Origin of the sequence: Providencia sp. PROV003, from assembly GCF_045040775.1 — a bacterium.
GTDB lineage: Bacteria > Pseudomonadota > Gammaproteobacteria > Enterobacterales > Enterobacteriaceae > Providencia > Providencia huashanensis.
The window spans coordinates 2,468,951-2,495,304 of the sequence record NZ_CP096369.1; the positions used below are offsets into that span (position 1 = coordinate 2,468,951).

24 protein-coding genes and 8 tRNA genes are annotated in these 26,354 nt (G+C 38.0%); 14 read left to right on the forward strand and 18 right to left on the reverse strand.

Going from position 1 to position 26,354, the window contains the following annotated elements; translation table 11 throughout:
* Positions 1-120: 120 nt before the first annotated feature.
* Positions 121-885, reverse strand: a complete 765-nt coding sequence (gene cysZ, locus M1F14_RS11180; protein ID WP_181468610.1) for a sulfate transporter CysZ — start codon at positions 883-885, stop codon at positions 121-123.
* Positions 886-1,103: 218 nt separating this feature from the next.
* Between cysZ and zipA the strand changes: the two genes are divergently transcribed.
* From zipA to M1F14_RS11200, 4 genes are all read left to right on the forward strand, one after another.
* Positions 1,104-2,099: a cell division protein ZipA gene (zipA, locus tag M1F14_RS11185; RefSeq protein WP_048607828.1), complete on the forward strand. Its 996-nt coding sequence runs from the start codon at positions 1,104-1,106 to the stop codon at positions 2,097-2,099.
* Between the two features lie 59 nt (positions 2,100-2,158).
* On the forward strand, positions 2,159-4,174 hold the full coding sequence (ligA, locus tag M1F14_RS11190; RefSeq protein ID WP_181468609.1) for an NAD-dependent DNA ligase LigA: 2,016 nt from the start codon (positions 2,159-2,161) through the stop codon (positions 4,172-4,174).
* A 277-nt stretch (positions 4,175-4,451) separates the two neighbouring features.
* A complete protein-coding gene (locus M1F14_RS11195; RefSeq protein WP_042844596.1) occupies positions 4,452-5,636 on the forward strand; it encodes a NupC/NupG family nucleoside CNT transporter in 1,185 nt (394 codons plus the stop codon).
* A gap of 133 nt (positions 5,637-5,769) precedes the next feature.
* Positions 5,770-5,985: a DUF3820 family protein gene (locus M1F14_RS11200; RefSeq protein ID WP_042844595.1), complete on the forward strand. Its 216-nt coding sequence runs from the start codon at positions 5,770-5,772 to the stop codon at positions 5,983-5,985.
* Between the two features lie 10 nt (positions 5,986-5,995).
* Here the strand turns inward: M1F14_RS11200 and M1F14_RS11205 are convergent, their stop codons facing one another.
* Positions 5,996-6,412 carry a MarR family winged helix-turn-helix transcriptional regulator gene (locus M1F14_RS11205; RefSeq protein ID WP_042844593.1) on the reverse strand — a complete coding sequence of 139 codons (417 nt, stop codon included), beginning with the start codon at positions 6,410-6,412 and terminating at the stop codon, positions 5,996-5,998.
* Positions 6,413-6,534: 122 nt separating this feature from the next.
* On the opposite strand from M1F14_RS11205, the gene M1F14_RS11210 reads away from it, so the two are divergent.
* The gene (locus M1F14_RS11210; RefSeq protein WP_181468608.1) at positions 6,535-7,287 is read left to right on the forward strand and encodes an SDR family NAD(P)-dependent oxidoreductase; all 753 of its coding nucleotides are present in this window, start codon (positions 6,535-6,537) and stop codon (positions 7,285-7,287) included.
* A gap of 119 nt (positions 7,288-7,406) precedes the next feature.
* Here M1F14_RS11210 and M1F14_RS11215 read toward each other — a convergent pair.
* From M1F14_RS11215 to gltX, 3 genes are all read right to left on the reverse strand, one after another.
* Positions 7,407-7,482: transfer RNA gene (locus M1F14_RS11215), tRNA-Ala, on the reverse strand.
* Between the two features lie 49 nt (positions 7,483-7,531).
* Positions 7,532-7,607 (reverse strand) — tRNA-Ala (locus tag M1F14_RS11220).
* Positions 7,608-7,971: 364 nt separating this feature from the next.
* Positions 7,972-9,393 (reverse strand): glutamate--tRNA ligase, encoded by a 1,422-nt coding sequence (gene gltX / locus M1F14_RS11225; protein WP_042844589.1) that lies wholly within the window; start codon positions 9,391-9,393, stop codon positions 7,972-7,974.
* A gap of 428 nt (positions 9,394-9,821) precedes the next feature.
* Here gltX and M1F14_RS11230 point away from each other — a divergent pair.
* The 6 genes from M1F14_RS11230 (at position 9,822) to M1F14_RS11255 (ending at position 10,441) form a co-directional block, all read left to right on the forward strand.
* Positions 9,822-9,897, forward strand: a tRNA-Val gene (locus tag M1F14_RS11230).
* A gap of 25 nt (positions 9,898-9,922) precedes the next feature.
* Positions 9,923-9,998: transfer RNA gene (locus M1F14_RS11235), tRNA-Val, on the forward strand.
* Between the two features lie 34 nt (positions 9,999-10,032).
* A tRNA-Val gene (locus tag M1F14_RS11240) sits at positions 10,033-10,108 on the forward strand.
* A gap of 38 nt (positions 10,109-10,146) precedes the next feature.
* Positions 10,147-10,222, forward strand: a tRNA-Lys gene (locus M1F14_RS11245).
* 34 nt (positions 10,223-10,256) lie between these two features.
* Positions 10,257-10,332 (forward strand) — tRNA-Lys (locus M1F14_RS11250).
* A 33-nt stretch (positions 10,333-10,365) separates the two neighbouring features.
* Positions 10,366-10,441: transfer RNA gene (locus M1F14_RS11255), tRNA-Lys, on the forward strand.
* Between the two features lie 142 nt (positions 10,442-10,583).
* Here M1F14_RS11255 and M1F14_RS11260 read toward each other — a convergent pair.
* Positions 10,584-10,748: a hypothetical protein gene (locus M1F14_RS11260; RefSeq protein ID WP_181468607.1), complete on the reverse strand. Its 165-nt coding sequence runs from the start codon at positions 10,746-10,748 to the stop codon at positions 10,584-10,586.
* A gap of 1,382 nt (positions 10,749-12,130) precedes the next feature.
* Here M1F14_RS11260 and M1F14_RS11265 point away from each other — a divergent pair.
* Positions 12,131-12,424: a helix-turn-helix domain-containing protein gene (locus tag M1F14_RS11265; protein ID WP_042844586.1), complete on the forward strand. Its 294-nt coding sequence runs from the start codon at positions 12,131-12,133 to the stop codon at positions 12,422-12,424.
* Positions 12,425-12,748: 324 nt separating this feature from the next.
* Here M1F14_RS11265 and M1F14_RS11270 read toward each other — a convergent pair whose 3' ends face one another.
* Genes M1F14_RS11270 through M1F14_RS11285 form a run of 4 tightly spaced genes read right to left on the reverse strand, consistent with a single transcriptional unit; the run spans position 12,749 to position 17,020 of the window.
* The gene (locus M1F14_RS11270) at positions 12,749-13,417 is read right to left on the reverse strand and encodes a methionine ABC transporter permease (protein ID WP_042844584.1); all 669 of its coding nucleotides are present in this window, start codon (positions 13,415-13,417) and stop codon (positions 12,749-12,751) included.
* Positions 13,414-14,427, reverse strand: coding sequence for a methionine ABC transporter ATP-binding protein (locus M1F14_RS11275; protein WP_048607576.1), 1,014 nt, complete (start codon positions 14,425-14,427; stop codon positions 13,414-13,416). Before M1F14_RS11275 ends, M1F14_RS11270 begins: the two co-directional genes overlap by 4 nt.
* Positions 14,428-14,430: 3 nt before the next feature.
* Complete coding sequence (locus tag M1F14_RS11280; protein ID WP_071548202.1) at positions 14,431-15,891, reverse strand: FAD/NAD(P)-binding protein; 1,461 nt, start codon at positions 15,889-15,891, stop codon at positions 14,431-14,433.
* 4 nt (positions 15,892-15,895) lie between these two features.
* The gene (locus M1F14_RS11285) at positions 15,896-17,020 is read right to left on the reverse strand and encodes an alkylhydroperoxidase domain protein (protein ID WP_048607573.1); all 1,125 of its coding nucleotides are present in this window, start codon (positions 17,018-17,020) and stop codon (positions 15,896-15,898) included.
* A 214-nt stretch (positions 17,021-17,234) separates the two neighbouring features.
* On the opposite strand from M1F14_RS11285, the gene M1F14_RS11290 reads away from it, so the two are divergent.
* Entirely contained in the window at positions 17,235-18,077 is an 843-nt protein-coding gene (locus M1F14_RS11290) for a MetQ/NlpA family ABC transporter substrate-binding protein (protein ID WP_048607571.1), read from the forward strand.
* A 208-nt stretch (positions 18,078-18,285) separates the two neighbouring features.
* Positions 18,286-19,023, forward strand: coding sequence for a cyclase family protein (locus M1F14_RS11295; protein WP_042844570.1), 738 nt, complete (start codon positions 18,286-18,288; stop codon positions 19,021-19,023).
* Between the two features lie 453 nt (positions 19,024-19,476).
* Here the strand turns inward: M1F14_RS11295 and M1F14_RS11300 are convergent, their stop codons facing one another.
* The 8 genes from M1F14_RS11300 to M1F14_RS11335 all read right to left on the reverse strand — a co-directional run bounded on the left by M1F14_RS11300 (position 19,477) and on the right by M1F14_RS11335 (position 26,127).
* Positions 19,477-20,013 (reverse strand): carbapenem self-resistance protein CarG family protein, encoded by a 537-nt coding sequence (locus M1F14_RS11300; protein ID WP_042844568.1) that lies wholly within the window; start codon positions 20,011-20,013, stop codon positions 19,477-19,479.
* Entirely contained in the window at positions 20,010-20,852 is an 843-nt protein-coding gene (locus M1F14_RS11305) for an SUMF1/EgtB/PvdO family nonheme iron enzyme (protein WP_071548201.1), read from the reverse strand. The genes M1F14_RS11300 and M1F14_RS11305 overlap by 4 nt, the downstream gene beginning before the upstream one ends.
* Positions 20,853-20,974: 122 nt before the next feature.
* The gene (locus M1F14_RS11310; protein WP_042844565.1) at positions 20,975-21,523 is read right to left on the reverse strand and encodes a hypothetical protein; all 549 of its coding nucleotides are present in this window, start codon (positions 21,521-21,523) and stop codon (positions 20,975-20,977) included.
* A gap of 53 nt (positions 21,524-21,576) precedes the next feature.
* Positions 21,577-21,837 (reverse strand): 2Fe-2S iron-sulfur cluster binding domain-containing protein, encoded by a 261-nt coding sequence (locus M1F14_RS11315; protein WP_042844563.1) that lies wholly within the window; start codon positions 21,835-21,837, stop codon positions 21,577-21,579.
* Positions 21,830-22,987 (reverse strand): proline dehydrogenase family protein, encoded by a 1,158-nt coding sequence (locus tag M1F14_RS11320; RefSeq protein ID WP_131680545.1) that lies wholly within the window; start codon positions 22,985-22,987, stop codon positions 21,830-21,832. Before M1F14_RS11320 ends, M1F14_RS11315 begins: the two co-directional genes overlap by 8 nt.
* 42 nt (positions 22,988-23,029) lie before the next feature.
* Positions 23,030-23,851, reverse strand: a complete 822-nt coding sequence (locus M1F14_RS11325) for a TauD/TfdA family dioxygenase (protein WP_048607560.1) — start codon at positions 23,849-23,851, stop codon at positions 23,030-23,032.
* A 15-nt stretch (positions 23,852-23,866) separates the two neighbouring features.
* Positions 23,867-24,619 carry an enoyl-CoA hydratase/isomerase family protein gene (locus tag M1F14_RS11330; protein WP_042844560.1) on the reverse strand — a complete coding sequence of 251 codons (753 nt, stop codon included), beginning with the start codon at positions 24,617-24,619 and terminating at the stop codon, positions 23,867-23,869.
* Between the two features lie 2 nt (positions 24,620-24,621).
* Complete coding sequence (locus tag M1F14_RS11335; protein WP_071548200.1) at positions 24,622-26,127, reverse strand: asparagine synthetase B family protein; 1,506 nt, start codon at positions 26,125-26,127, stop codon at positions 24,622-24,624.
* Positions 26,128-26,354: the final 227 nt, after the last annotated feature.

Below are 26,354 nucleotides of genomic sequence, written 5' to 3' on the forward strand. Positions count from 1 at the left end.
CAAAATGCTATTTTAGATCTAATTGTTCTAAGAATGAAATTAAAGCAAAAAATTGATGGTGTGAATGTGTGTGTTGGCATGCGCAGGCGATGAAGCCTGCGCTTATCGGTTAGAAAATACTTAGTAACGGGCGTAACGTCCGCGATACCTATCAACCCACATGAGTGTCGCGCCGCAGACAGCAACAGGCATGATGACTAAATTTACGAAAGGTAGCATCATGAGTAAACTGATGACGCCACCAAATTGAATATTTCTCATGCGTTCTTTCGCAAGCGCTTGTTTCATTTCACTAAAGCCAACGCGATGGTTATCAAATGGGTAATCACAATATTGAATTGACATCATCCAAGCCCCAAATAGGAACCACAAAACAGGTGCTATGGTTTGGCCAATACCCGGAATAAAAAATAAAATCAATAAACCAAGTGCGCGGGGTAAATAATAACCAATACGCACAAACTCACGTTTTATCATGCGTGGAACATCTTTTAGTAGTTCCGCCATTCCTGTGTCAGGAGCGGGTTTCCCTGTCAGTTCGGCTTCTAGTTTTTCAGATAACCAACCATTAAATGGGGCTGCAATAATATTTGCAATGGTACTGAAAAAATAGGTAAAAACTAATAAGATAGAAATCACCGCTAATGGAAAAAACACATAATCAAGCCATTGTAGCCAACTCGGAATATAACTCATCACTTGGTCTATCCAGCCGCCAAGCTTAGTGTATAACCACCAAAAAGCACCTCCTAAGAAAATAATATTTGCTAATAAGGGCAAAATGACAAAGCGTTTAATACCAGGACGTGTAACTAGTCGCCACCCTTGTGTAAAATAATAAAAGCCAGAATGGTCTTTTTGTGGCGAAAATGTCGATTGGCTCATACTTCTTGTTCTCTCCTTTTCGGTTGACTATGTATCATATAGGTATGAAACTAGGCTGACTAGCCATTATTTGCTTAAAAAAGCAGCAAACGAAAGCGGAATATTCTCTTTCTTGTAAGAAAATCGTTCTGAGGGTTGCACTTAGAGCAATTGAGAAATAATCTTAAGGTAGTTTCCGCCGTGTTGGCATAATCATTCATCAACTAGAGATAACAGCGATGCAGGATTTGCGTCTGATATTAGTGGTCGTAGGTGCGATAGCCATTGTCGCTTTATTACTGCATGGTTTATGGACCAGCCGTAAAGAGCGGTCAACGTTATTTCGCGACAGACCGGTAAAACGTCGAAAAAGCGAAACGCAGGATAAATCATCTGAGTATGATGATTCTGTATTATTTACTGAGGACAAACCCACTCAGCAGGGGGCGATTCAACCCGCAGTAGCAGACCCACTTGATTCAGCAAAAAATGAATCTCAAGTTGAGCCAAACATACGGCCAGTAGCTCCGGTTGAGCCTGAACCTAAATTGGCGGCGGCTTCTGAACATCTGGCTAATGAAGAACCTGTGGTGGCTGTACGCACTGAACCCTCTCATGCTCCAGAGCAATTGACTATCAATATGAATGATGAGTCAGTTACTGAGCCACAAGTTAGCACCCAACCTGTGCGGCCTACTGCGATTGAGCCACACATTGATTCAAATAACCTGAAAGAAGAGCCACAGTCGATACAACATGAACAAACAACGGCGAACACTGAAACGAAAGCTGAGCCGCAGGAAGATTCTGCTACAACAAATAGCAAGGAGACAGTTTTGGTACTTCATGTAGCAGCTCATCATGGGCAAGAGCTACAAGGTGAAGTATTATTGCAAAGCATCCTTCAAGCAGGGTTCCAGTTTGGTGAAATGAAAATATTCCACCGTCATGTCAACCCGTCGGGTACTGGGCCTGTATTATTTAGTTTAGCCAATATGGTTAAACCAGGTTCCTTTGATCCTGAAACGATGTCTGATTTCACAACTCCGGGTGTTTCCATGTTTATGATGGTGCCATCTTATGGTGATGCAGGGCAGAATTTCAAATTGATGTTACAAGCCGCTCAGCGTATCGCATCCGATGCGGGTGGTGTTGTGCTTGATGATGAGCGCAAGATGCTCACACCTCAAAAAATAGAGGTGTACCACGCGCGGATCAGAAGCACGTTAAACTAAATAATCGTTTTATAAAGGCCCCCTTAACTGGGGGTTTTTTATCTTTAATGAGTGTGATCATGACTACCAAGCAAGAAATAGACCAATTAAAAAAACAGTTACGTCATCATGAATATCAGTACCATGTATTAGACGCACCCGAAATTCCAGATGTTGAATACGATAAACTTATGCAACGTCTGAAAAGTATAGAAGAGGCACATCCAGAGCTTATTACGAGTGATTCGCCAACTCAGCGGGTTGGTGCTGCGCCTTTATCGGCGTTTGAAACGGTTCGCCATGAAATTCCAATGCTGTCATTAGATAATGTTTTTGATGAAGCGAGTTATTTAGCTTTTGATAAACGTGTTAGAGACCGCTTAAAAAACCATGAAGAGCTTACATTCTGTTGCGAATTAAAGCTTGATGGGCTAGCAGTTAGTTTATTGTATGAAAATGGTGAGCTAGTACAGGCTGCGACGCGTGGAGATGGGACGGTTGGTGAAAATATTACTGCCAACGTACGGACCATCCGAGCTATCCCCTTGCGTTTGACTGGGGATAATATCCCAGATCGAGTGGAGATCCGTGGTGAAGTCTTTATGCCACAAAAAGGGTTTGAAGCACTGAATGAAGAAGCGCGTAGGACAGATGGCAAAGTATTCGCAAATCCGCGTAATGCCGCAGCGGGCTCTTTACGTCAACTTGACCCACGCATTACAGCGAAAAGGCCATTAACTTTCTATTGCTATGGTGTTGGGGTTGTTGAGGGAGAAACATTACCTGATACTCATTATGGGCGTTTGATGCAGTTTAAAGCGTGGGGTTTGCCTGTTAGTGACTATGTTCAATTGTGTGTTGGCTCGCAAGCTGTATTAGATTTTTATCGCGAAATAGAACAAGCTCGACCAAGTCTTGGTTTTGACATCGATGGCGTCGTTATCAAGCTCAACTCAATTGCTATTCAAGAGGAATTAGGCTTTGTTTCACGAGCGCCACGTTGGGCTACGGCATTTAAATTTCCAGCTCAGGAACAAATAACTCAATTGAAAGACGTTGAGTTCCAAGTCGGGCGTACTGGGGCTATTACGCCCGTTGCGCGTCTTGAACCTGTGCAAGTTGCCGGGGTGATCGTGAGCAATGCGACGCTACATAATGCCGATGAAATTGAACGTCTTGGGGTTCACATTGGTGATACCGTTATTATCCGCCGTGCAGGGGATGTGATCCCGCAAATTGTCAGTGTCGTGGTTGAAAAACGTCCTGTTAATAGCCGTGAAATCGTGTTTCCAACCCATTGCCCTGTTTGTGGCTCTGATATTGAACGCATTGAAGGCGAAGCCGTAGCGCGTTGTACTGGGGGGTTGATTTGTGGCGCACAGCGCAAAGAGGCTTTAAAACACTTTGTTTCTCGTCGTGCCATGGATGTTGATGGCATGGGGGATAAAATTATCGATCAACTGGTTGAAAAAGAATATGTCAAAACGCCAGCTGACCTTTATCAATTGAGTGCAGGTATTTTAACTGGTTTAGACCGTATGGGGCCTAAATCAGCTCAAAACTTAGTCACTGCACTAGAAAAATCGAAACAAACAACACTGGCACGTTTTATTTATGCATTAGGTATTCGCGAAGTTGGAGAAGCTACTGCAGCTAATCTTGCAGCGCATTATGCAACATTAGAAGCGGTAATGTGTGCAGACGAAGAGTCACTGAAAACTGTTCAAGATATCGGTCATGTGGTGGCGAAACATGTCGTGAATTTCTTCCGCGAAGAACATAACCAAGCCGTTATTAACGACCTGATTACTAAGGCTAATATTCACTGGCCAGAAGTGAAGGTTGTGAACAGTGCTGAAATTGATAGTCCATTTGCTGGCAAAACAGTGGTATTAACTGGGTCAATGAGTGTATTAACCCGCGATGAAGCAAAAGACAAGCTGGTCGCTTTAGGTGCAAAGGTGGCTGGAAGTGTTTCTAAGAAAACGGATATGGTGATTGCAGGGGAAGCGGCAGGTTCTAAATTAGTGAAAGCGAATGAATTGGGTATTCAGGTTATAGATGAAAATGAGTTAATACGTTTGCTGAATATTTAATGGTGAACTATATTCAATCTAATTTTGTTGCTTACAAGGTGGTAAGCAACAAAATAATACTTAGGTCGTTGTAAGCCTTAACTTAAATTTTTATTAAGATTTCTGTGCAAAAAAAGTGATTACAGGGTTTTGTTATAGTTGAAACGTGACCGCCTTCTTCTTTTTGCAAAATACACCTAGTAAGCTTTCATATTAATGTGACCACCGTCTCATTTAAATGTTGTCTATTACATAGAATATGCACATAGACTGATTCTTAAATTTGTTGGAGTCGCATATGACCTCGATCCTGCATTTCGTTTTATCCTTAGTAGTAATTGCTGCTCTTGCAATTTTAGCAAGTAGTAACCGTAGCGCGATCCGCCCCCGCTATGTTATTCAACTCCTTGTTATTCAAATTGCGTTGGCTTACCTTTTCTTAAAATCTAATATCGGCGAATCTTTTGTAATGGGTGTAGCAGGGGTGTTTACTCACTTGCTAGGCTATGCAGCGGAAGGGACGAAATTTATTTTTGGCGGTATGATTGAGGGCAATTTAGCGTTCTTTTTCTTACAAGTCTTGTGTCCAATCATCTTTATTTCTGCATTAATTGGTATTTTACAACACGTCAAAATTTTACCTATCGTGATCCGCATTATCGGTACTGTATTATCGAAAGTGAACGGTATGGGGAAATTAGAGTCATTTAACGCAGTAAGCTCATTATTGTTAGGGCAGTCAGAGAACTTTATCGCGTATAAAGACCAACTCAATAGAATGTCAGAGCGCAGAATGTACACCATGGCGGCAACCGCAATGTCTACTGTATCAATGTCTATCGTTGGTGCTTATATGACCATGTTGGAACCTCGCTTTGTGGTCGCGGCATTAGTGCTTAATATGTTTGGTACTTTCGTTGTTTTATCATTAATTAACCCGTACCCACCAGAAGGTGAAGAAGACATCCAAATGAGCAATTTGCATGAAGGGCAAAGCTTTTTTGAAATGTTAGGCGAATATATCCTTGCTGGGTTTAAAGTCGCAATTATAGTATCAGCTATGTTGATTGGTTTTATTGCCCTAATTGCGATGGTTAATGGTATTTTCTCTGCAGTATTCGGCGTTGATTTCCAAACGATGTTAGGTTACGTGTTTTATCCATTTGCTTGGGTCCTTGGTATTCCTGCGGATGAAGCTTTACAAGTTGGCGGCATCATGGCAGTTAAGATGGTCACGAATGAGTTTGTCGCAATGGATGGCTTACAAGCGATTGCTGGTGGCTTATCAGAACGTTCTGTCGGTATCTTATCGGTGTTCTTAGTCTCTTTTGCTAACTTTTCATCTATCGGTATTATTGCTGGTGCAATTAAAGGGTTAGATGAAAAACAAGGTAATACAGTAGCACGCTTTGGTTTGAAACTATTATACGGTTCAACATTAGTGAGCTTCCTATCGGCAGCTGTTGTTGGCTTAGTTTTGTAATCAATAAAAAAGTGTTAAATTGGCAAAACGGCGTTCAAATGAGCGCCGTTTTGCTTTCATATAAAAAAGAAAACTGTTAAAAGAACAGATAAAACGCAGTCAAAGACACAACACTAAAAATGTAAGAGAACAAATGGAAAAACAAGATCTCATCGACATAGCAAATACCTATATGCCGTTTGGTAAGTACAAGGGGCGTGTGCTAATAGATTTGCCAGAGGAATATTTACTTTGGTTCTATAAGAAAGGAGAGTTCCCTGCGGGGCGTTTAGGGCAATTAATGGAAATGACCTTAGGGTTAAAAATTGAAGGGCTTGAAGGCCTTGTGAAGCCACTTAAACGCAGTTAAGCAGCTAAGGCTATTTGTGGCTTAGGGAATCAGTAATTTTCTTACTCAAATTAATAAACAGTTCTTGCTCTTGTTGAGTTAATACTGTTTTAACCTTTAAGGCATTTTCAGCACGGCCAGTGGCTGCACGTTGTAAGAAATCATGCCCTTTTCTTGTTAAGTGGGTGATCAGTTCCCGCTTATCTTCTTCAGATTGATACTGTTCAACAAAATCATAGGATTTTAGGACTCGAAGAAATTTCGATAAATTTTGGCGGGAAAGTCCAAGGGATTGGCTTAATTGGCTCGGCGTCAAATCACCTTTAAGCCTTAATATTTCTAGTACATCATATTGGCCCCAAGTTATTTGCTCGGGGGTAAAGCTCGCTCTGCGAGCCACTAATGTACATTGTAATAATGAAAGCGCATCTTCAAGAGCATCTGACATAAAAATGTTCCTTAATATTCAATCACTCAAGTATACATTGACTTTTTAGATAAAACGATACATTGATTAACTAAAGTTAATTGTTTATAGTTAACTTTGGTTAATCATAATTGAGGTGCATCATGGGGAAATTTAACGACCGAATAGCGCTTATTACGGGCGCATCAACAGGCGTTGGCTTTGGTATTGCTCAGAAATTACATTCCCTCGGAGCGACTGTTGTTATAACAGGGCGCAATCAGCTTACATTAACACAAGCTGCGAAAGAAATAGATCCAACGGGTCAACGCATCAGCACTATCAAAATGGATGTTGCAAATGCGCAAGATTTCAAAGCAACGATTGAAAAAATTGAGCAGCAGTACGGTGCTTTGCATTATCTGGTGAATAATGCGGGTATCACTGGCCCACATGGTGTCAATGTAGAGGATTACCCATTAAAGACTTGGCATGATGTGGTTGCAACAGATATCACGGGGACGTTCCATGGTTTAAAATATAGCATCCCTAGTATTTTGCGTAGTGGAGGCGGAGCGATTGTCAATTTATCTGCTTGTAATGGGGTGACAGGGATCGCAGGGATTGCACCTTATACGGCGGCAAAACATGCAGTGTTAGGGCTTACGCGCTCTGTGGCGTTAGAGAATGCGCAAAAAGATATTCGTATTAATGCTGTTGGCCCAGGTTATGTACAAACGCCTAATATTGAGAGGTTACCGCAAGCAACTCAGGAATGGATGTCTTCAACACACCCAATGGGCAGGATGGCGACAAGGGAAGAAATTGCTAATGTGGTCGCCTTTTTATTATCAGATGAAAGCAGCTTTATGACAGGCGCATTTATTCCTATTGATGGCGGTTATACAGCACAATAATGTAGTAAGTATTAAATATAGTGGAGTGCAAATGAGGTAAAAGTAAATTGATGTTTTACGACATTAATGAAAAAACAAGCGATGTTAGTAAGAAGAAACGAGTAATCAGAGGAAATTATTGGTGGAGCTAAGCGGGATCGAACCGCTGACCTCTTGCATGCCATGCAAGCGCTCTCCCAGCTGAGCTATAGCCCCAATAGAATAATTTTGATGTTGTATTAATGCCACCTAACAGGGAATTAGATGGTGGAGCTAAGCGGGATCGAACCGCTGACCTCTTGCATGCCATGCAAGCGCTCTCCCAGCTGAGCTATAGCCCCAAATACAATTCTTTTGGACGTTGGGATGATATTCAAGGCTAGGGGGAGTGTCAATCAAATAATGGTGTTTTGACACTGACTGCTTAAATATAAAGCAAACATCAGTTAATTCAAATGATTGAAGTGGCTAATTGGCACGGTTAGGTTGCAGTTATGATTTAAAGCGCTTGATGAGATAGGCTGCTTTTCCTTATTTCCGCTAGGCTAATTTTTTATTTAAGAGCTTTGAGCGTAATGGTAGAGCACCTAGATTAAATTGATTGGTATGGGTGGGTTAAGTCATTTTTTATATGGCATGAATACATATCTAAATAAAAGCCCCATGCCTAATAAATAACATGGAGCTTTTAAACTTTAGTTTTTATTATTGTGCGCTTGCTTCGCGTTCACTAATAAAGGAGAGTGCTTTGTCAATACGAGCGATAGAGCGTGCTTGGCCAATTGCATGAACAGTAACATCAAGGCCTGGTGATTGGCCTGCACCTGTTACAGCGACACGTAAAGGCATTCCCACTTTCCCCATACCGACTTCAAGTTGCTCAGCGGTAGCTTCAATCGCTTTATGGACATTTTCAGCATTCCAGTCTGTGATTGCAGCCAGTTTGTCTTTAACTACTTCTAATGGTTGACGAGCGACAGGGCGTAGGTGTTTTTTCGCCGCATCGGCATCAAACTCTTCAAAATCTTGATAGAAATAATGACAAGATTCGGCCATTTCTTTTAGGGTCTTGCAACGTTCACCCAATAGCTTAATTAAATCAACTAACTGAGGACCTGTACTCGTGTCGATATTTTGCTGTTCAATATGCCATGCAAGGTAAGTCGCTACTTCTTCAGCAGGTAGTGTGTTGATATAGTGATGGTTTAACCACAGCAGTTTATCTGTATTAAACGCACTTGCTGATTTGCTGATCGCATCTAGAGTAAAATACTCTTTCATTTCATCAACAGTAAAAATTTCTTGATCCCCATGGGACCAACCTAGGCGAACTAAGTAATTTAATAGTGCTTGAGGTAAATAACCATCATCACGATATTGCATAACACTTACTGCACCATGGCGTTTTGATAATTTTTTACCGTCATCACCTAAAATCATTGAAACGTGTGCATATTCTGGAACTGGTGCACCTAATGCTTTTAGGATGTTGATTTGGCGAGGCGTGTTATTGATATGGTCTTCACCGCGGATCACGTGAGTGATTTCCATATCCCAGTCATCAATAACTACACAGAAGTTATAAGTTGGTGAACCATCTGTACGGCGAATGATTAAATCATCGAGTTCTTGGTTGCTAAATTCAATTGGCCCACGAATCCTATCATCAAAAATTACAGAACCCTCTTGTGGGTTACGGAAACGAACAACGTGAGGTTCATCAGGAGTGTGGTTATGAGCGTGATCACGGCAGCAACCGTCATAGCGAGGTTTTTCATTGTTTGCCATTTGCTGTTCACGTAACGCTTCTAAACGCTCTTTTGAGCAGTAACAGCGATATGCAGTACCTGCATCTAACATTTGGTCAATGACAGCATTGTATCGGTCGAAACGCTTAGTTTGATAATAAGGACCCTCATCCCAATTTAAATTCAACCAGTTCATACCGTCCATAATGGCATCGATAGCTTCCTGAGTTGAGCGTTCTAAGTCGGTGTCTTCAATACGCAGGACAAATTCGCCCTGATTGTGGCGACTAAATAACCAGGAATACAGAGCAGTACGAGCACCACCAACGTGTAAATAGCCAGTTGGGCTAGGTGCAAAACGGGTTTTGATTTTACTCATCGAGATTGCCTTAATTGCAAAACATTGTTTTTGAATTGCTTATTTGCTCGCTAGCCAATCGAAGAACTGAAACAAGACATCATTAAATAGGGTTTGTGCAGGACGTTCTGGCTAGTGATATTTATAAGCATTGCTAAAATGTGACTCTATTCTATCATCCTGTAGTGATTCCTCAATCAAGTTATCAAAATAGAAGGAAAGAAAATGATTATTTTGCCGATAAAAATAAAAATAAATGTGGAGGAAAACAATTTTCACTTTTTTGAGCGATAAAATAAGGGTGAAATATATAGGTAATTGATTAAAAAGGCAGCTTTTATGGCGAATATTGAAACATCTTGATTATTTTTGCAACGAACGAAAAAAATCTATTGAAAAATCGTTGACTCAGAACTCAGTATCCCTATAATGCACCTCCATCGACGACGGGGCGATTAGCTCAGTTGGTAGAGCACCTCCCTTACAAGGAGGGGGTCAGTGGTTCGAGCCCGCTATCGCCCACCACCGTTGACGATGAAAATAAATAATTGGGCGATTAGCTCAGTTGGTAGAGCACCTCCCTTACAAGGAGGGGGTCAGTGGTTCGAGCCCGCTATCGCCCACCAATTATTTATGAAAATGTGGAATAAGTCATGAAGTGGGCGATTAGCTCAGTTGGTAGAGCACCTCCCTTACAAGGAGGGGGTCAGTGGTTCGAGCCCGCTATCGCCCACCACTTCATTTGTTACTCGCATTAAAAATACGAAATTAGATGGGTCGTTAGCTCAGTCGGTAGAGCAGTTGACTTTTAATCAATTGGTCGCAGGTTCGAATCCTGCACGACCCACCATCTAAAAGAAACAAACAATTCAAGCAGTTCAGATGGGTCGTTAGCTCAGTCGGTAGAGCAGTTGACTTTTAATCAATTGGTCGCAGGTTCGAATCCTGCACGACCCACCATCTAAAGAAACAAACAATTCAAGCAATTCAGATGGGTCGTTAGCTCAGTCGGTAGAGCAGTTGACTTTTAATCAATTGGTCGCAGGTTCGAATCCTGCACGACCCACCATCTCAACAGCAATTCAAGCCAATTCACTACCCCGTAAATACTCAGTCGCCAATCCATACCTCGGCAAGCTGGTTGCAGGTTCAGGCCGCAGGCTAAATTCGTAGAATTTAAATCCTGCACGACCCACCATCTCAACAGCAGTTCAAGTCAATTCACCGCCCCGTAAATACTCAGTCGCCAATTCATACCTCGGCAAGCTGGTTGCAGGTTCAGGCCGCAGGCTAAATTCGTAGAATTTAAATCCTGCACGACCCACCATCTTAACAGCAGCGCAAGCCAATCCACCGCCCCGTAAATACTCAGTCACCAATCCATACCTCGGCAAGCTGGTTGCAGGTTCAGGCCGTAGGCTAAATTCGTAGAATTTAAATCCTGCACGACCCACCATCTCAACAGCAGTTCAAGTCAATTCACCGCCCCGTAAATACTCAGTCGCCAATCCATACCTCGGCAAGCTGGTTGCAGGTTCAGGCCGCAGGCTAAATTCGTAGAATTTAAATCCTGCACGACCCACCATCTCAACAGCAATTCAAGCCAATTCACCGCCCCGTAAATACTCAGTCGCTAAGCAGTACTTTGATCTTGAAGATAGCGGTTATGGAATAAAACCGACATCTGCAATGTTTATTCACCATACATAAGATAAACTTGTTGAAATGTAGGTGAACATTGAAACAGTATTTTTGCATGGTTAGAGACAATATCTTAAAAATTACATAACCATTTGATGTAAAGTCATAATTGTATTTTTTATCTGGAGAGGTTGGCAATAATGATAGATAATCTGATAGGCTTAAATAAGCATTGGTTAATTAAAATAATAGTATTGTAGTAACATAAGGTGGGATATCGAGTTTCACTATCTGTCTTAATTATGCAATAATGCAATGATATTATCATCTGAAGTTAAACTCTGTTTGAGTGTTATTTCTTGATATTTAATTCCAACCATGCTCTTGGGACGATAAAAATAACAATATTAAATTTAGATTATCAATTAGCATTATTTATTCATAATTTTGTGATGTTCATCAAGTAAAGTGAATAATAAACTTTTTTAACGTTAAGGTTTTGTTATCTTGATAGTTATGATTTGGTAGATATTTACCTTGCTGCTTTAAAAATTTAGCATTTTGGTTAATTGTAACAGAATGGTGCTTTTTGTAACTCATTGATGTTTAATATTACCAAATAGTTTTAGAGGTAAAATTTATTGTTTTTACTATTTTTTACATAAAACTAGCAAATATGCTCATATTTTCACTTCCAAGTGCCTGTACTACTTTAATATCATTAATAATGTTACAGTGTTAAATTATTCTGTTTATTTCCTTTATTTTCAGGTTATACATCGGTGTGAAGGGTTTTTTTTAGATTAATATTCTGATATCAGCCAAGTGACTGAAGGGGATAGGCATAAACCGACGAGTCCTGATCATTATAATTGATTGATATTACAATATTTTATTGTTACTTTAAGAGTGTGAAATGATTTGTTACATAGTTGCAATGTCATTTTAAGACTAGTTGAAAGTAATTAGAAGGCTAGTATATCATTCTTTCCGATATTGGCTGAGTCGTCTTTAGCTTTATCAAAGTTACACAAATTAAATAAAGATAAAAATAAAAAATGCAGTTAACTATCTGCAGACTTTTATTTCATTAATATAAATTGAAGCGAGAATGTTTATGAATACAAAATATCCTGTCGCTTGTGCAGTTGGACAAAAAATTAAAGCACTAAGAAAAGCTCAAGGTTATACGGTTTTTCAGTTAGCCAAAGAGATAGATATCAGTGAGCAGCAATTATTTCGTTACGAGCGTGGCGTTAATCGTATTGACATAGATTGTCTTGTTCGCGTACTAAAAATATTAGACGTCAATATGGGTGAATTCTTTAGTGAAATACTACAAGATGACGAACATATAGATGAGAGAAGGGACACAAAAGGATTTGATGATTCAATCTATACTCTTGTATGATACAAATAATTATTTTGTCTCAAAATGAAACTTAATTTAATTTTTATTCTTAATTGTTTCAATTAAGAACATAAATTAATGCACTGATGTGCGTATTTCAAAAAGAGTATAATTATATTATTTATCTCTCATATCGAATGATATTAAAAATAAAAGCCCGAGTTGGGCTTTTATTTTATTATTATATAAATACGGAACTAAACTATTTAACTTAATAATAGATAAATAATAAATAACACTGATTCATAGATAATGCTGGATGAGTTAATTACTAACTGACCGGTAATATATACTTGCTTCCAGTGTTATCTGTATTATCTATAGTTAATGATATCGTGCTTTTTTAGCTAAATAATCACCAATAAATTGCATACTTTGTACAATGATTATCAATGTAACAACCGTTATGGCCATTGCTACATTATCAAATCTTTGATAACCATAATTTAGCGCTAAGTCACCCACACCACCGCCACCGACGGCCCCTGCCATTGCAGTTGCTCCAACTAAAGTAATGCTTGCAGCTGTTAGACTAAGGATCAGTGATGATTTTGCTTCAGGTAAAATAAAATGCCAAACAATTTGCCAATTAGTTGCTCCCATAGAGTCTGCTGCTTCAATAATTCCTGAATGTACACTTAGCAATGAATTTTCGACTAAGCGAGCGGTATAGGGGGCGATAAAAATGACTAAAGGCACTATTGCTGCTGTTGTCCCTATTGATGTGCCTACCATAAAACGCGTTAATGGGATCATTGCGACCAATAAAATAATAAAAGGTAATGAGCGAATGACATTGATAATTGGGTTTACAATCCGATAAATGGATTTATTTTCCCAAATACCTCCAGGCCGAGTCACTACGAGCAATATTCCTAACAAAATACCGAATACGGCTCCTAAAATGAGGGCAACACTGACCATAGTAAATGTTTCGGACATGGCGAGTAGAAACTGTTTACTTGTTAAAGCTGTTTCGAATAATGGTGTCATAATGCCCCCTTATTGACTGCGACCCCTCGATGACGAAGAAACAAAATTGCGTCATTGATTTTTTCTTTGTCACCAATAATTTGTACAAACATACTCCCTAGTACTACACCGCTGATTTCTTTCATGTTGGCAAACAGGATATTGATTTTGACGATATTTTTCAGTATCAACTCATTCACAACAGGCTCTTGAGCGGAAGCCCCTAAAAACTCTAATCGGTAGACATCTTGTTGATGTTCTAAATTATGGAGAACACGTTCGGGGATCTCCTGATTCAAAACGGTTCCAACAAATTTTTGTGTTGTCAGATGTTGTGGGTTTGCAAAAATATCGAGCACTGTACCTTCTTCGACAATTTTGCCTGATTCCATAACTGCAACACGGTTACAAACTTGTTCGATAACCTCCATTTCATGGGTGACAAGCAAAATTGTAATATTTTGCTCTTGGTTAATTTTCTTTAGTAATTGAAGAATTGAACGGGTTGTTTGTGGGTCGAGTGCTGAGGTCGCTTCATCACATAATAAGATTTGTGGGTTATTGATGAGTGCTCGGGCAATACCAACGCGTTGTTTTTGCCCGCCAGATAACTGCCCCGGGTATTGGTTTTTCTTATCGCTAAGCTCTACAAATTCAAGAATATTATCAATTCGACGATTGATTTCTTGTTTATCGACGCCTGAGAGTAACAGAGGCATAGCAATATTTTGTGCGACAGTTTTAGTTTCTAATAAATTGAAATGCTGAAAAATCATACCAATACTTTTTTTATGCGCACGTATCTCAGCAGGGGTATGGTGCGCAATATTTTGCTCATTAATAATGATGGCGCCATTAGTAGGTTTTTCTAATTGATTAACTAAGCGGATAAGGGAGCTTTTACCTGCGCCGCTATAACCAATAAAACCAAAGATGTCCCCTTGATTGATATGCAAATTAATACCTTGCAATGCAACTAAAGATTGCCCATCTTTTTCATATATCTTCTGTACATCTTGAAAGGTAATCATAATTTACTCCACATTATCAGTTAGTTGTATACGCTCTGATTGAGGAGAGGCAGCTCGCCATTCATCACCTAATAATTCAGCCTCTTGGCTCGTTTTGACTAATTCAAGATGTTGTTCGCGATGCGCAAGATATAATTTTGCGGCAATATGCCCAGCCAATCGCTCAGCGCCGACATTAGTACCAGGAATTAAACCAATAACAGGTCCCATACTGAGTGACGCTGATAAATTAAAGCAATATAACTGATTGATTTTATGGTTATCATTACTATTTTTAGCGACTAATTCAAAGTGATTGCCTAAATAAGGGTGTGATGCTAACTCTGAATTTTGCTCATTAGCAGGGGGAATGAAAACATCTCCCCATGTTTTAATCAGAGGAGTGAGTCGGTTGAAAGCGCTATTTTTAGACCAATTTATACGATAGCCAGTTGCTAAAATTAGATAATCTACGGTGTATTTGCCACTCGTTGTGGTGATATCTAACTTTTTATTATTCAACTCAACAAAGTTAACTTCAGTATTAAAGTTGAAATAAGCATTTTTATGGCGCGATACGCGTAGTGTACTACCATGTGGAGCGGGCGTTTTTGCTTTAGCGACATAGTCAGCATAGTGCCATTTTTGTGCATCGGTAAAATAGCTATAGGCGTTAGTAAAACCTGGGCTACCAGCTACTTTACCTCGGTTTACGCGTGGCATATCACTTGCTCGAATTAAAATCTCGACCGAGTTAGCGCCATTTTCCAATGCGGTCGCAGAGCTGTCCATTGCGCCTGCGCTATAGCCGACAACACCAATATCTAGCCCCTTAAAACGGCGATAATCGGAGCCTGCGTATGAATGCTCCCAATAAGCGGTAGGAATATTATCCATAAAACTTGGGATATTAGCTTCGCTAAATGATTCCATTCCTGTCGCCAAGATGACATGTAACGCTTGATAAGTGACTTTGCCCTCAGGCGTATCAAATATTAATTCGCGGTAATCATTAGTTGGTAAAATATCAATTAATTGATACTGATTTAGGACATAAGGTTCTGTCATGGTTCTAAACCATTGTAGATATTCCCCCCATTGTAAACGAGGGATCTTATCGAGTTCTTCCCATTTTTGGACACCGAATTGCGCTTTAAACCAAGCTTGAAAGGTTAAAGATGGAGAAGCTAAGGCTGGGCCAACAACATGTTTTGGAGAGCGTAGTGTTTCCATCAACGCAGGTGTTTGCCATGGGCCTTCTTTTCTAATGGGAGCCTGATCAAAAACGATAGCTTCAATACCCTGTAACTTAAGTGCAAACGCCGCGGTAATCCCTGACATACCAGCACCAATAATAGCCACATCAACTTGTGTTTTATGTTTATTATTTCCTGATAACGACCAGGAGCTAATAGGTAAATTTAGATATTGCAGATCTTGTTTTACTTGTGCCTCTAATGCATCTAAGCCGATAGGTAATGCCATTTAATTACTCCTTATCTTCTGTAATTTCAAATGGTTCACCTAAGGACAGCATGAGACGGTTTGCCCACGAAAAGAAAGCACTAGATTGAATCAGATCAAGCAATTCAAGTTCGGATAAACCGAGTTTTCGTAGGGTTTCAATTTGCTGCGTATCTGCTTGAATTGGTGTTGCAGACAAAGATGCGGCTAAATCCGTGATCGCGGTTAATCTTTCATCAAAACCTTCGGCAAGTATTGAGCCTGGCGCTGTCGATAATAGTTTTTCAACGTCGGGACGGCGTGCCTTAGCATATTGGCTTGCTTTTCGTGCATGAACGGAAGCACAGTAAATGCAGCCATTGACTTTACTCACAACAGCGGCAGCAAATTCCCGCTCCCAACGAGGAAGGCCATCCGTTGTGTAAAATACTCCGCGGTCAACTAATGTGCGTAATTCTAAAATTTTGCTTTGGTGAGCAAGTAGTAAAAAATATTCTGAATTTAATTGGCCGAATTTTTTCATGGTTTGTGCTTCTTCGGCGGATAAAGAGTCTGGCAGCCTTGCCGATAGCCATGGTTCCCAACCTAAATTGTCTTGAGTAAAAGCTGTTGGTGATGGCCGGCCTTGCTGAGTTATTGGTTGTTGATTCCATTTACCAGCCACAACTTTATTTGGGTGAGTTGTACTATCGCTATTACCAGAAAGTAACAATATGCCCTCAATGAGGCGGGCTTGGTAAGTGACATAAGTCACTAACTGCGCCAGTAAAATAATGTCATGCTCGCCCCAACCATGTTCAATTAATGGTTCAATTAAATGGTAATTTGTCTCTTTAGGTGATTGAGTTAATATTTGTAGATATTCTTTAGCGGCCTGAAAAGGGAGGGAATGAGTTATTTCTGGCACAGACCCAGCTAACTTAAAATAGAATTTCGCAAGGCGTGGGCTGCCCGTTAGTTCAGCGACTTGATAAGCAAAATAATATTTCACATCATTTGAAAGCAAAGTAGATGGCACAGAAAAAATAGCATTGAAACAAGCTTGAGTATTATCTGTTGCTGCTGCGCGCTCTTCGCGAATTTTAGCTAAATTGGAGTCTGGTGTTAAATCAGTCAGGTAATTAATTAAATCATCATTGAAAACAGTCATAAAGTAACTCACTTTTTTTAAACGTTTTTTTATCTCCTTTATTACATATCAAGCTCATCATTAACCGAACGATCTATTTGTTATATCCTTATAGCTAAAAAGAATTAAAATAGATTGTTATATTACTTTTGTATTAAGGTATAACGATATGATCTAAGTAGAACTTACAAATTATGATTATACTGCCCAAAATATCTTTACAGGATTGTTATCTATGTTAAAACAAAAAATAATAAATTTATCGTTAATGGCTACAGCGGTAATCGTACTTGCTGGGTGTGGCGATAATAATGAAAAAAATAATCCAAATAAAAAACACATTACGATAGGCTTTGGCGTGGGAAATTATATTGACCAAGTTGAGAAAGGTATTGTCCCTATTCTAGAAAAGAAAGGCTATACCGTTAATTTGCGTCAGTTTTCACAAAATAGGCAAATAAACCCTGCTTTTGAAGAGGGATCAATAGATGCATCTGTTAACCAAAGTCGCGCTTATATGGATGCTTATAATAAAAAAAATAATATTAATATGGTAGCGCTGACCGACTCTCCTAGTGCACCACAAAGTTTGCGGTCAAATAAACATAAATCACTCGATGAAGTCAGAGATGGCATGATTGTTGCGTTATCGAACGACCCTGTTAATGCAGAACGAGGGGCTAGGATTTTAGAGCAACTGGGCTGGGTTAAAATTAAACCTGATGTTAGTACGTTAAGTTTTAGTGTGAATGATATTTCACCAGCGAAATATCAGCTTGATATTAGAGAAACAGATGCAGCACAAGGTTTACGTTTATTAGATGATGTTGATTTTGTTGTGGTAAATGGAAATTATGTTGCGAGTGCAGGGCAGAGAATAGCGGATGGATTGGTGGTAGAAGATTCACCTTTGGAACACCGTGTTATTGTTACTGTGATGCAGGAAAACCTTGATTCTCAATGGGCTAAAGATTTAAAAGATGCTTTTGAATCAAAAGAATATGCAGATTATATTCGCTCACAGCGTATTTATGATGGTTTTATTGAACCAGAAAGCTGGAGTAAGTATCCAAAATAAAAACCTAGTCTATTTTATTTATTGTTCAACATCTTTTAGCCACTTATTAGTGGCTTTTTTATATTATTTTACTGATTTAGTATGAAAATTATTCGTGTTGAATTGCTAGACAACGTTATGTTTTTTAGATATTTAATAGGAAACAAAAGTACGATAAGAACCGCGTAGAGTAAACTCAGTTTAAAAAGTTAATCAGGCAGGGGAACATATGAATAATGAATTAATAAATGCATTTAATGTGATAAAGGCAAAAAAATGGGTTGATTTGACTCATAGCTTTGATAAGGATTCACCCCATTTTTTTATGTTTGATTCAGCTGAATTTAAAACATTATTTGGCTACCCTGAGGGTTTTTTTGCACAGCAATTTACTTTCCCTGGGCAATATGGAACACATATTGATGCTCCATGTCACTTTGTAGAAGGAAAGCGCTACTTACACGAATTAGAATTGAAAGAGCTTGTTTTACCTTTAATCGTAATTGATCAGTCACAAAGAGCAAAGAAAGACCCAAATTTTGCATTTAATCTTGATGATGTTTTAGCGTTTGAACAACAACACGGTCAAATTGAGTCAGGCAGCTTTGTTGCATTACGTACAGATTGGAGCAAACGATGGCCCTCGCAAGAACTTATGGATAACAAAGACGAAGAAGGTAATAACCAAATACCTGGCTGGGGAATGGATGCACTTAAGTTTTTATTTGAAGTGAGAGGCATTAAAGCGATTGGTCATGAAACCTTTGACACTGACGCAGCGAAAGATTTTCGGAAAAATAATGCATTATTGGGGGAATATTACGTATTAGAACAGGATACTTACCAAGTTGAGTTACTGGCTAACCTAGACCAAGTGCCTACTCGGGGCGCTGTTATTTTTAATATCGTAGCTAAACCAAACAATGCAAGCGGTTTTCCGGTACGCTCTTTTGCAATTCTACCCTAGAATATGTTGATAACATTCCCCATCTATAGCCATTTAGTTTGATGGGGAGCGTTAAATGGCAAATAGTTATAAAATAATTAAAAAACCTATACTTTAAACTCGGAGAGTTTCCTAAAGCCGATGGCAATATAAATAAAAAATTATTGTTAAAGTCATTGCATTTATATTTTAATTAATTTAGAAATGTTTTTCCACGGAAACCCCTTGTAGTAAATCAAAATAGTGTCTTAATAATAAAGTGAGTTAAATACCATTTTTGATAATCGCAATAATATTTGACGGGTTTTATAGAGAGGGGTAGTAAGGATTAGGGGACTTTAACCAGTAAGTAATAATAAAATGATTGATATCGTGAAATTATGATACTCACGATATGCGTTAAGCTAAGCTTACAGCCTAAAACTATTACGACGCAGAAAATAATTAATTTAAGTACGCCGTAATATGATGATCTTATTTAAATAGCGCCATATCTAAAAATTTGAAAGCATCATCTACATTAAGGTATTTCTCAATTGTAATGTAGCTGCCAGTTGGTTGCCAATATAAATTAGAGACTCCAGGGTCTACCTCATTATTTGCTATTTTATAACGAATGAATTTTATTTGAGTATTATCACTTAAATCTCCACTGTTGTTATTATCTATAAATTTTGTTCCTTTAACCATATAATAATGGTTTTTATACTGATGTAATTCAAAATCAGAGATTTTAACCATAGATGCAGATAGGCTAAAATCGCTCCAAATAAACCCATTATCATCTGGAGTGGGAATGATTGACCATTTTTTGTTATCTTTCATAAAAATAGTCGCAGTGCGATTAGGGTGTGATGTATTATTGTCAAAGCTAGCTAAAAAAATGATGTCAGTAATACCATTATTATTAAGGTCTATATTATTTTGCCCATCTTTTAACATGACTAATGTGCTACTGTTGCTCATAAAGCTAGCTAATAATAATAAATAGATGAGTTTCTTAAGTTTCATTTGGTCGCACTCCGAACTAGTCTAAAACCAATGTCGGGCATAACAAAACCCGCGCTGTGAATATCACAACTTGATAAGCCTGCTGGTTGTAAATAGCTTCCACCACAGAAATAATACATTTCTGTGCCTAACACGGTTTCGCTATCATAGACCCATTCATATACGTTACCACTCATATCATAAATTCCTAGAGCATTCGCTTTTAATTTACCAACAGGACTGGTGCCGAATAGCTCTGTATTAGGTTCGGGAAACCAGGCAACTTCCTTTGCATTATTACTTCCGGAATAATAATGCCCATATGTACCATCAATTAGGCCATTATTTCCTCCTCTCGCTGCGACCATCCACTCTGCAATTGTTGGTAATCTATAACCATTGGCATTATTATTTATTGAAAAACTATATTGTGAGCTATCTCGCAAAATAGAATTATCTGCAATTATATAGGCAGGTTCTAGCCCCATTTTTTCACTCAATGCATTAGCAAACACAATCGCATCAGACCATTCAATATTAGTAATTGGATGGTCTTTATTATTTAAGTCAGATGTACGGCAGTCATCATAAAAGGAACCATTACAACCCTCATTTATCTTATAACCTTGTCCGTGTGCCCAATTAATAATCTCATCGTAAAGTTTGTAGGTTACTTCAGTATTCATAATAAAATAGCCATTAAGCTTGACATTTGAATTTGATTTATAATCATGATCACCAAAAACAGCACCTACGTAATAATCCCCTTGGTCAATATATACTTCTTGGAATAAAGAGGAGGATGCATGGGTACTCCAGATTGGTAAGATAAATAGAATTAGTGAAGCCAAGTATTTCATACTGTATTAAAATCCTATATGTTTAATTTAAGGGGCACTCTATTGAGAGATATTTAAACTAAAAAGTGAATACTTTTACGAAATTAGCTATTTTTGAAAACTTTAGAATAGTATGAGTAGATCTAATAAAATAGATCTAATTGATAAGGCTCACCTATAACTTTTATTGAACCTGCTGGGGTAGTCATAAAGTCTGCTTGATAACGTGCGTTATTAACCCCGGTAACAAGGTTGTCTAAATCTGTATGTGCCACTCTGATAGATTTATGTTTAGCCCATAGAGGAAGTTTGTCTATATAATAGTAAAAAATGACAGAAGTGTTACCGTTACCATCATCAATGATATTCTCAATTTTGTTAATGCGTACACGACCATAGCAGAAATCTCCATGCTTATTAAATTCAGTTTGTCCTTTCGTGGTTAGCTGCCAAATTTTTTGATTTGATATCCATTGCGATTTAGCTAGGCCTGCATCAACGAGTGCTTCCATTTGCGCATTTACCCACATCGACCCTCCTTTATTCATAGATACTGGCCATTGAGTTTCCCCTAAACATAAAGGTGGTTGCTTATCTAAAGCTTGCTGAATTAACATCATATATTTATCTGTGCTAGCAGCTTGGCTGAAGGTTGAAAAAATTAGACAACAGGCAAGCAAAAAATATTTCATGTTTAAATTCCTATCTTTAAAGTTTAATAAAAAATACTTAATAGCAAGCGCGGTTAAATCTGAATATCACCTTTTGCAAAGGAGCAACAAGTTAAAATAAAGCCGTTGGCAATATCTTCTTTGGATATACCACCAGAATGATCAAGCTTTACTTCACCTGAAATTAATTTAACTTTACATTTACCACAATGCCCAGCAGCACAATGATATTTTATTTTTACTCCATTTTTATAAGCACATTCTAGAATGGTTTCATTAGGCATAATAGTAAAGTTATTATTACCAATAATTAAGTGATAAGGTGCTTTACTCATGGTTTTTACCTACAATTCTGGATATTATTTCTTTTCGAATAAGTTTATTCTCATGACGAAAAGTCGTTATAGACACGGCATTTTCTTCTATTCGTCTAAGTAAGTAAGGTAAAGATTTTTCAAATGGCCCATATGGCAAATACTTACATACTCTAGCGCCATGTTTAACGGCATTGAGTGAAATGTGATCGCCTACGCCATACAATTGCCCTAACCAGTAATGGTGGTTTGTTAGCCGCGTATTCTCTAATATTTTGGAGATACTTGCTTTGTTATGGGTTGCAAAGAAGGGGGTGAAATTTTCAATATTAATCGCAATAAACTCAATGATAGCATTGTAGTTGTCGTCTGTAGCCGGTTTTGAGGTGAAGAAATGGTTGCTTGCAGAATCGTTTCGTTGGAGTTCTTCTTCTAAATAGGCGCCACGGACCAATTTTATACCTATTTTTATGTTGTGTTTTATTGCCAACTTATTCATTAGTTGGATGAACTCATAAGATGATTTTTTATAGCATTGTAATGTTAGTGTAATAACAGCTTTTTCCTTATTGTATTTGAGCATATTTTCTATAGCGATTTTATCGATAATAGGTTGGAACCATGATTGCTCAGCATCAATCATGACACATACTGACATTTGTTGTGCATAAGCAAAAATTTGGTTGTATCTGCTGAGTACTTTTTCCCAAGCAGGTTGATATATTAGAAAATCATGGTCGTTTTTAATTTTAGCCTGATATACGGTGATTGACCCCAGCGATGATGGTTTTACTACAACGTAGGGCATATGGTTTGTACTACTGGCGAGTTCGATTAACCTAAGTGTAGAATTGACGGCCTCATCAAAAAATGAAGCATCCTCTTCACCTTCGACAGCATAGTCTAGGACACTTGATATATTGTTTTTTGCTAACATACCAGTGACATCCTTGGCTTGCTCGAGTGTTTCACCACAAAAATAGATCCCATTTAATTTATTGGTAATTATTTTTATATTTCTTTTGACCATTAGCTTTAGTATATAGATAGAAAGGCGTTTAGTTATTTTGTAGGTTAAAAGTAGTGTTACTATATATTTTATGCAAAGTGTCGTAGTGGTATAGCGAAAATAAATTGATAATGTCTTTGAGTTCATTTCATTAATTTCCATATTGGCTAGCCAGTTATTCACCTAGCTAGCGTTTAAATAAACTTAAAGATCTGCCGTTTGTCCACGGTAGAGGCGGCGAATAATTTTATCGTCATTAAATTCTTCACGTTCATGAATAACTCTTCGGTTATCCATAATGAGCAAATCACCATTTTCCCAATAGTGCTTGTAGTAGTAACGTGGTAACTTCATAAATGCGCTTAACTCAGTAAAAAACCTTTGAGTTTCATCCTTAGTAAACCCAACGATTCGGGGTTCCCAGCTAGCGGGTTGGTCGGTATCAAATGGGAAGTAAATTAGCATTTTTCTCACCCATCCCAAATCGGTAAAGACAGGGACTTTAAACCATCCCGCAGGTGAAACATCAACATAGTAGCCATGTTCCAATACTCTGACTTCGAAAGTTTCATTTTCGAGTACTTGACGTAAATGGTTCGGCATTTCATTGCAGGCAAGGACGTGATCACAAATTGTTGTTGAGCCACGAAACTTCATATTTTTAATTTCTACCGCATATAAGAATACTTGATCTACTTGTGAGAGTAACAAGCCTCCGTCAGCGTGGAAGGGTAACTGCCCACGACCGGTAACTATTTTTCCTTTTTCACCATCTAGTTTTAGGGTATCGCGGTAGCCAAATCCGACATCTATTTTTTCATCTGCATACTCAACAATCGTGCCATATTTGCTGTATATATCACGAAATTCATTAGCATCGATATTCAGTTTATTTACAATTAAGAAGCCTTGGCGCATTAACAGATGTTTAATACTGTTGGTATCCGAATTAATAAAATGACTTGCCGACATTTTTGCACCGAAGCCAGTTGGCATAGCAGGTAACCATTGCAGATTATTATTCATAAAATCCCTTATAAATTAATAGTTTTTACCGAGTATTTTTTGGAAATGTTCTTGAGCATCTTTCGCAGCGAAGGCGTTTTTATGTACTAACTTAGATTGCTCTCTGGTTTTTTCTAATACTTTAATAAAGCTCTTATTCATCAATTTCTTAGTATTACCGAAAGCTGCTGATGGGTATTTCGATAATGCATTAGCCTGCAATAAGGCAGTTTTTAAAAGATGCGAGCTTGGTGTTACTTGATTGGCAATGTGATATTGATGACATTGGGTCGCGGAAAGTTTTTCGCATTCAAAAACAATTTTTTTCATCAAAGAGTGACCATGTGTAAACTCAAGTATTGCTGCACCAACAGAACAGCCAATACCATGTTTTAACTCCGGCATGATAAATTGCGCTTGGTCAGACATAACACGATAGTCAAACATCATTGCGAACTGGAACCCCATACCGATGGCATAACCATCAATAGCTGCAATAGTTGGTTTGCTAACATTTAAAACAGCTTGATACAGATCGATTACGCGGTCTATCCAGCGTTCGACTTCAACTCCTCCAGAAAGTGCTTTGACTTCATTGAAGTCACCTCCTGATGAGAATGAGCGACCTACACCACCGTAGACGACAATAGATTTAATGCGGCTATCTTCTTCGGCTTTAACCAGCGCATGTTTAATTGCATTTTCTAGCTCTTCACTGAATGGATTATGTTTATTTGTATGATCCAATGTTAATAAACGAGTCGATTCAAAATCTTGCTCAATAATCATCTTTAAATCCTCTTCATTATTTCACGTAGTTTCGTTGGCGTGGCTTCATCAATGGTGAGTCTCCCAGTCAAAAACTCCTTATAAACCGCATAGCTAAATCGAGTTTTTGCTTGGTAGTTGGTGGCGCTGGTACCAATGATATTGGCAAAGGATTGGTTGACAGAGGAGCCCTCGTGAATACCTATTTTTTTACGCCAAACAATTTCTTTTGGAATAAGATGCAGATTATCGGTATATTCGCGGAGGATATTTTTAACCTCCTGATCTCTGATTTTAAAATCAGGGTTTAAATTTTTACATAGGGATATTAGGCCATTATTCCAAAATGGATGATATACGTTTAGCCCATAACTATTGGCTCCATGAGTAGAGAATTCCCCCGTCCATTTGGTTCTATAAACTTGTTCAGCAAGGATATTATTGGGGTTTTGATAATCTTTTAATGGGTTTAATATTCCCCCAAAAAGTAAATCGGAGCCATATCCAGTTAAGAGTGAGTTAACTTTACCTTGTGCCAATTTATAAACGTTAAATAACCCTGATTGGATTTCTGATGATAAACCATCAAAAATTTCATTATGATAAATAGCGTTAATTACACCATTAATTATCTCATCGTCACTCAATATTTTAACTTCATGTTCCGTTCCTAAGGCGTTAGAAACAATTTGAGCAAATTCAAACTCATTACTTAATTCGCTACCAATAGACCAAGTTTTTACTTTTTTAAAGTATTGGCAGGCTAAAGCAGTGACAAGACTAGAATCTAGCCCGCCAGATAGTGGAATACCAATAGATTCATTATTATCAACAAGTCTAGAGATGGAATACCTCATTTCCATATCAATTAAATGGTATAGAACATCTTTTTTCAGTGTTATGATATTTTTATTTGTTGGGGTAGCAAGTTGTCTACTTTCAATATAAGGGTAATTTTGTTCATCATGGGTGATTGTGTTTATCGTTCCTGGTTTTAACCGAATAACATTTCTAATTGGCGAGAATGTATCTGTTTTGAATGTATTTTCGATGATTTCATGTTCAGGAGAAAAATCAAAAATTTTTTCTCCTTCTAAGTTACCTACAATTTTTAAGCAATTAGTAATCCAAAATTGTTCAGCTTTTACTACATTAATAAGGTTTAAGCCGCGTGATTCGGTAATCACTTCAATCGTATCGTTATGATATTCGATAAATAAACAAAAATCTCCTTCAGCTAGATAAATAGCGGTATCCCCTAGCTTTTCTCTTAATAAGCAAAGTATTTCAATTTCGTTAAGTGCCCAAGTACTTCCTTCTATTTTACCGAGAATTGATTTTAGCACTGATATATTATAAATATTACCGAACAAATATGCAGTGTAATAAGCTGTCTCATATTGAATGATGGTAGTGTTATTTTTAGATATTAAAATGCCAGTTGATATATTTGTAATATGGAATTCATTACTTAAACGACTTAATTTATTTTCTGAATAGGTGCGGGTAAAGCAAAACTCAGTGCTCAAAGTCTAATCCCTCATAATGTATTATTATCAGAAAAAACAAAATTGATATATTTTTGACCATATAAACCTGATTAATAAATGGCGTTAAGATTTTTAACAAACAAAAAATAAATTTGCAATGATAAATAGTGGTTTCATTAATTTAAGTTAGTGTTAACTCACATTTTTTTTACTTAATTTAATATTTTATATGTTTCATATATGTATTTTTTCGATAGAATTTTAAA

Bases quoted from the DNA above. Each gene is read 5' to 3' on its own strand.
- cysZ (WP_181468610.1), bottom strand. From the start codon at position 885: ATGAGCCAATCGACATTTTCGCCACAAAAAGACCATTCTGGCTTTTAT.
- zipA (WP_048607828.1), top strand. From the start codon at position 1,104: ATGCAGGATTTGCGTCTGATATTAGTGGTCGTAGGTGCGATAGCCATT.
- ligA (WP_181468609.1), top strand. From the start codon at position 2,159: ATGACTACCAAGCAAGAAATAGACCAATTAAAAAAACAGTTACGTCAT.
- M1F14_RS11195 (WP_042844596.1), top strand. From the start codon at position 4,452: ATGACCTCGATCCTGCATTTCGTTTTATCCTTAGTAGTAATTGCTGCT.
- M1F14_RS11200 (WP_042844595.1), top strand. From the start codon at position 5,770: ATGGAAAAACAAGATCTCATCGACATAGCAAATACCTATATGCCGTTT.
- M1F14_RS11205 (WP_042844593.1), bottom strand. From the start codon at position 6,412: ATGTCAGATGCTCTTGAAGATGCGCTTTCATTATTACAATGTACATTA.
- M1F14_RS11210 (WP_181468608.1), top strand. From the start codon at position 6,535: ATGGGGAAATTTAACGACCGAATAGCGCTTATTACGGGCGCATCAACA.
- gltX (WP_042844589.1), bottom strand. From the start codon at position 9,393: ATGAGTAAAATCAAAACCCGTTTTGCACCTAGCCCAACTGGCTATTTA.
- M1F14_RS11265 (WP_042844586.1), top strand. From the start codon at position 12,131: ATGAATACAAAATATCCTGTCGCTTGTGCAGTTGGACAAAAAATTAAA.
- M1F14_RS11270 (WP_042844584.1), bottom strand. From the start codon at position 13,417: ATGACACCATTATTCGAAACAGCTTTAACAAGTAAACAGTTTCTACTC.
- M1F14_RS11275 (WP_048607576.1), bottom strand. From the start codon at position 14,427: ATGATTACCTTTCAAGATGTACAGAAGATATATGAAAAAGATGGGCAA.
- M1F14_RS11280 (WP_071548202.1), bottom strand. From the start codon at position 15,891: ATGGCATTACCTATCGGCTTAGATGCATTAGAGGCACAAGTAAAACAA.
- M1F14_RS11285 (WP_048607573.1), bottom strand. From the start codon at position 17,020: ATGACTGTTTTCAATGATGATTTAATTAATTACCTGACTGATTTAACA.
- M1F14_RS11290 (WP_048607571.1), top strand. From the start codon at position 17,235: ATGTTAAAACAAAAAATAATAAATTTATCGTTAATGGCTACAGCGGTA.
- M1F14_RS11295 (WP_042844570.1), top strand. From the start codon at position 18,286: ATGAATAATGAATTAATAAATGCATTTAATGTGATAAAGGCAAAAAAA.
- M1F14_RS11300 (WP_042844568.1), bottom strand. From the start codon at position 20,013: ATGAAACTTAAGAAACTCATCTATTTATTATTATTAGCTAGCTTTATG.
- M1F14_RS11305 (WP_071548201.1), bottom strand. From the start codon at position 20,852: ATGAAATACTTGGCTTCACTAATTCTATTTATCTTACCAATCTGGAGT.
- M1F14_RS11310 (WP_042844565.1), bottom strand. From the start codon at position 21,523: ATGAAATATTTTTTGCTTGCCTGTTGTCTAATTTTTTCAACCTTCAGC.
- M1F14_RS11315 (WP_042844563.1), bottom strand. From the start codon at position 21,837: ATGAGTAAAGCACCTTATCACTTAATTATTGGTAATAATAACTTTACT.
- M1F14_RS11320 (WP_131680545.1), bottom strand. From the start codon at position 22,987: ATGGAAATTAATGAAATGAACTCAAAGACATTATCAATTTATTTTCGC.
- M1F14_RS11325 (WP_048607560.1), bottom strand. From the start codon at position 23,851: ATGAATAATAATCTGCAATGGTTACCTGCTATGCCAACTGGCTTCGGT.
- M1F14_RS11330 (WP_042844560.1), bottom strand. From the start codon at position 24,619: ATGATTATTGAGCAAGATTTTGAATCGACTCGTTTATTAACATTGGAT.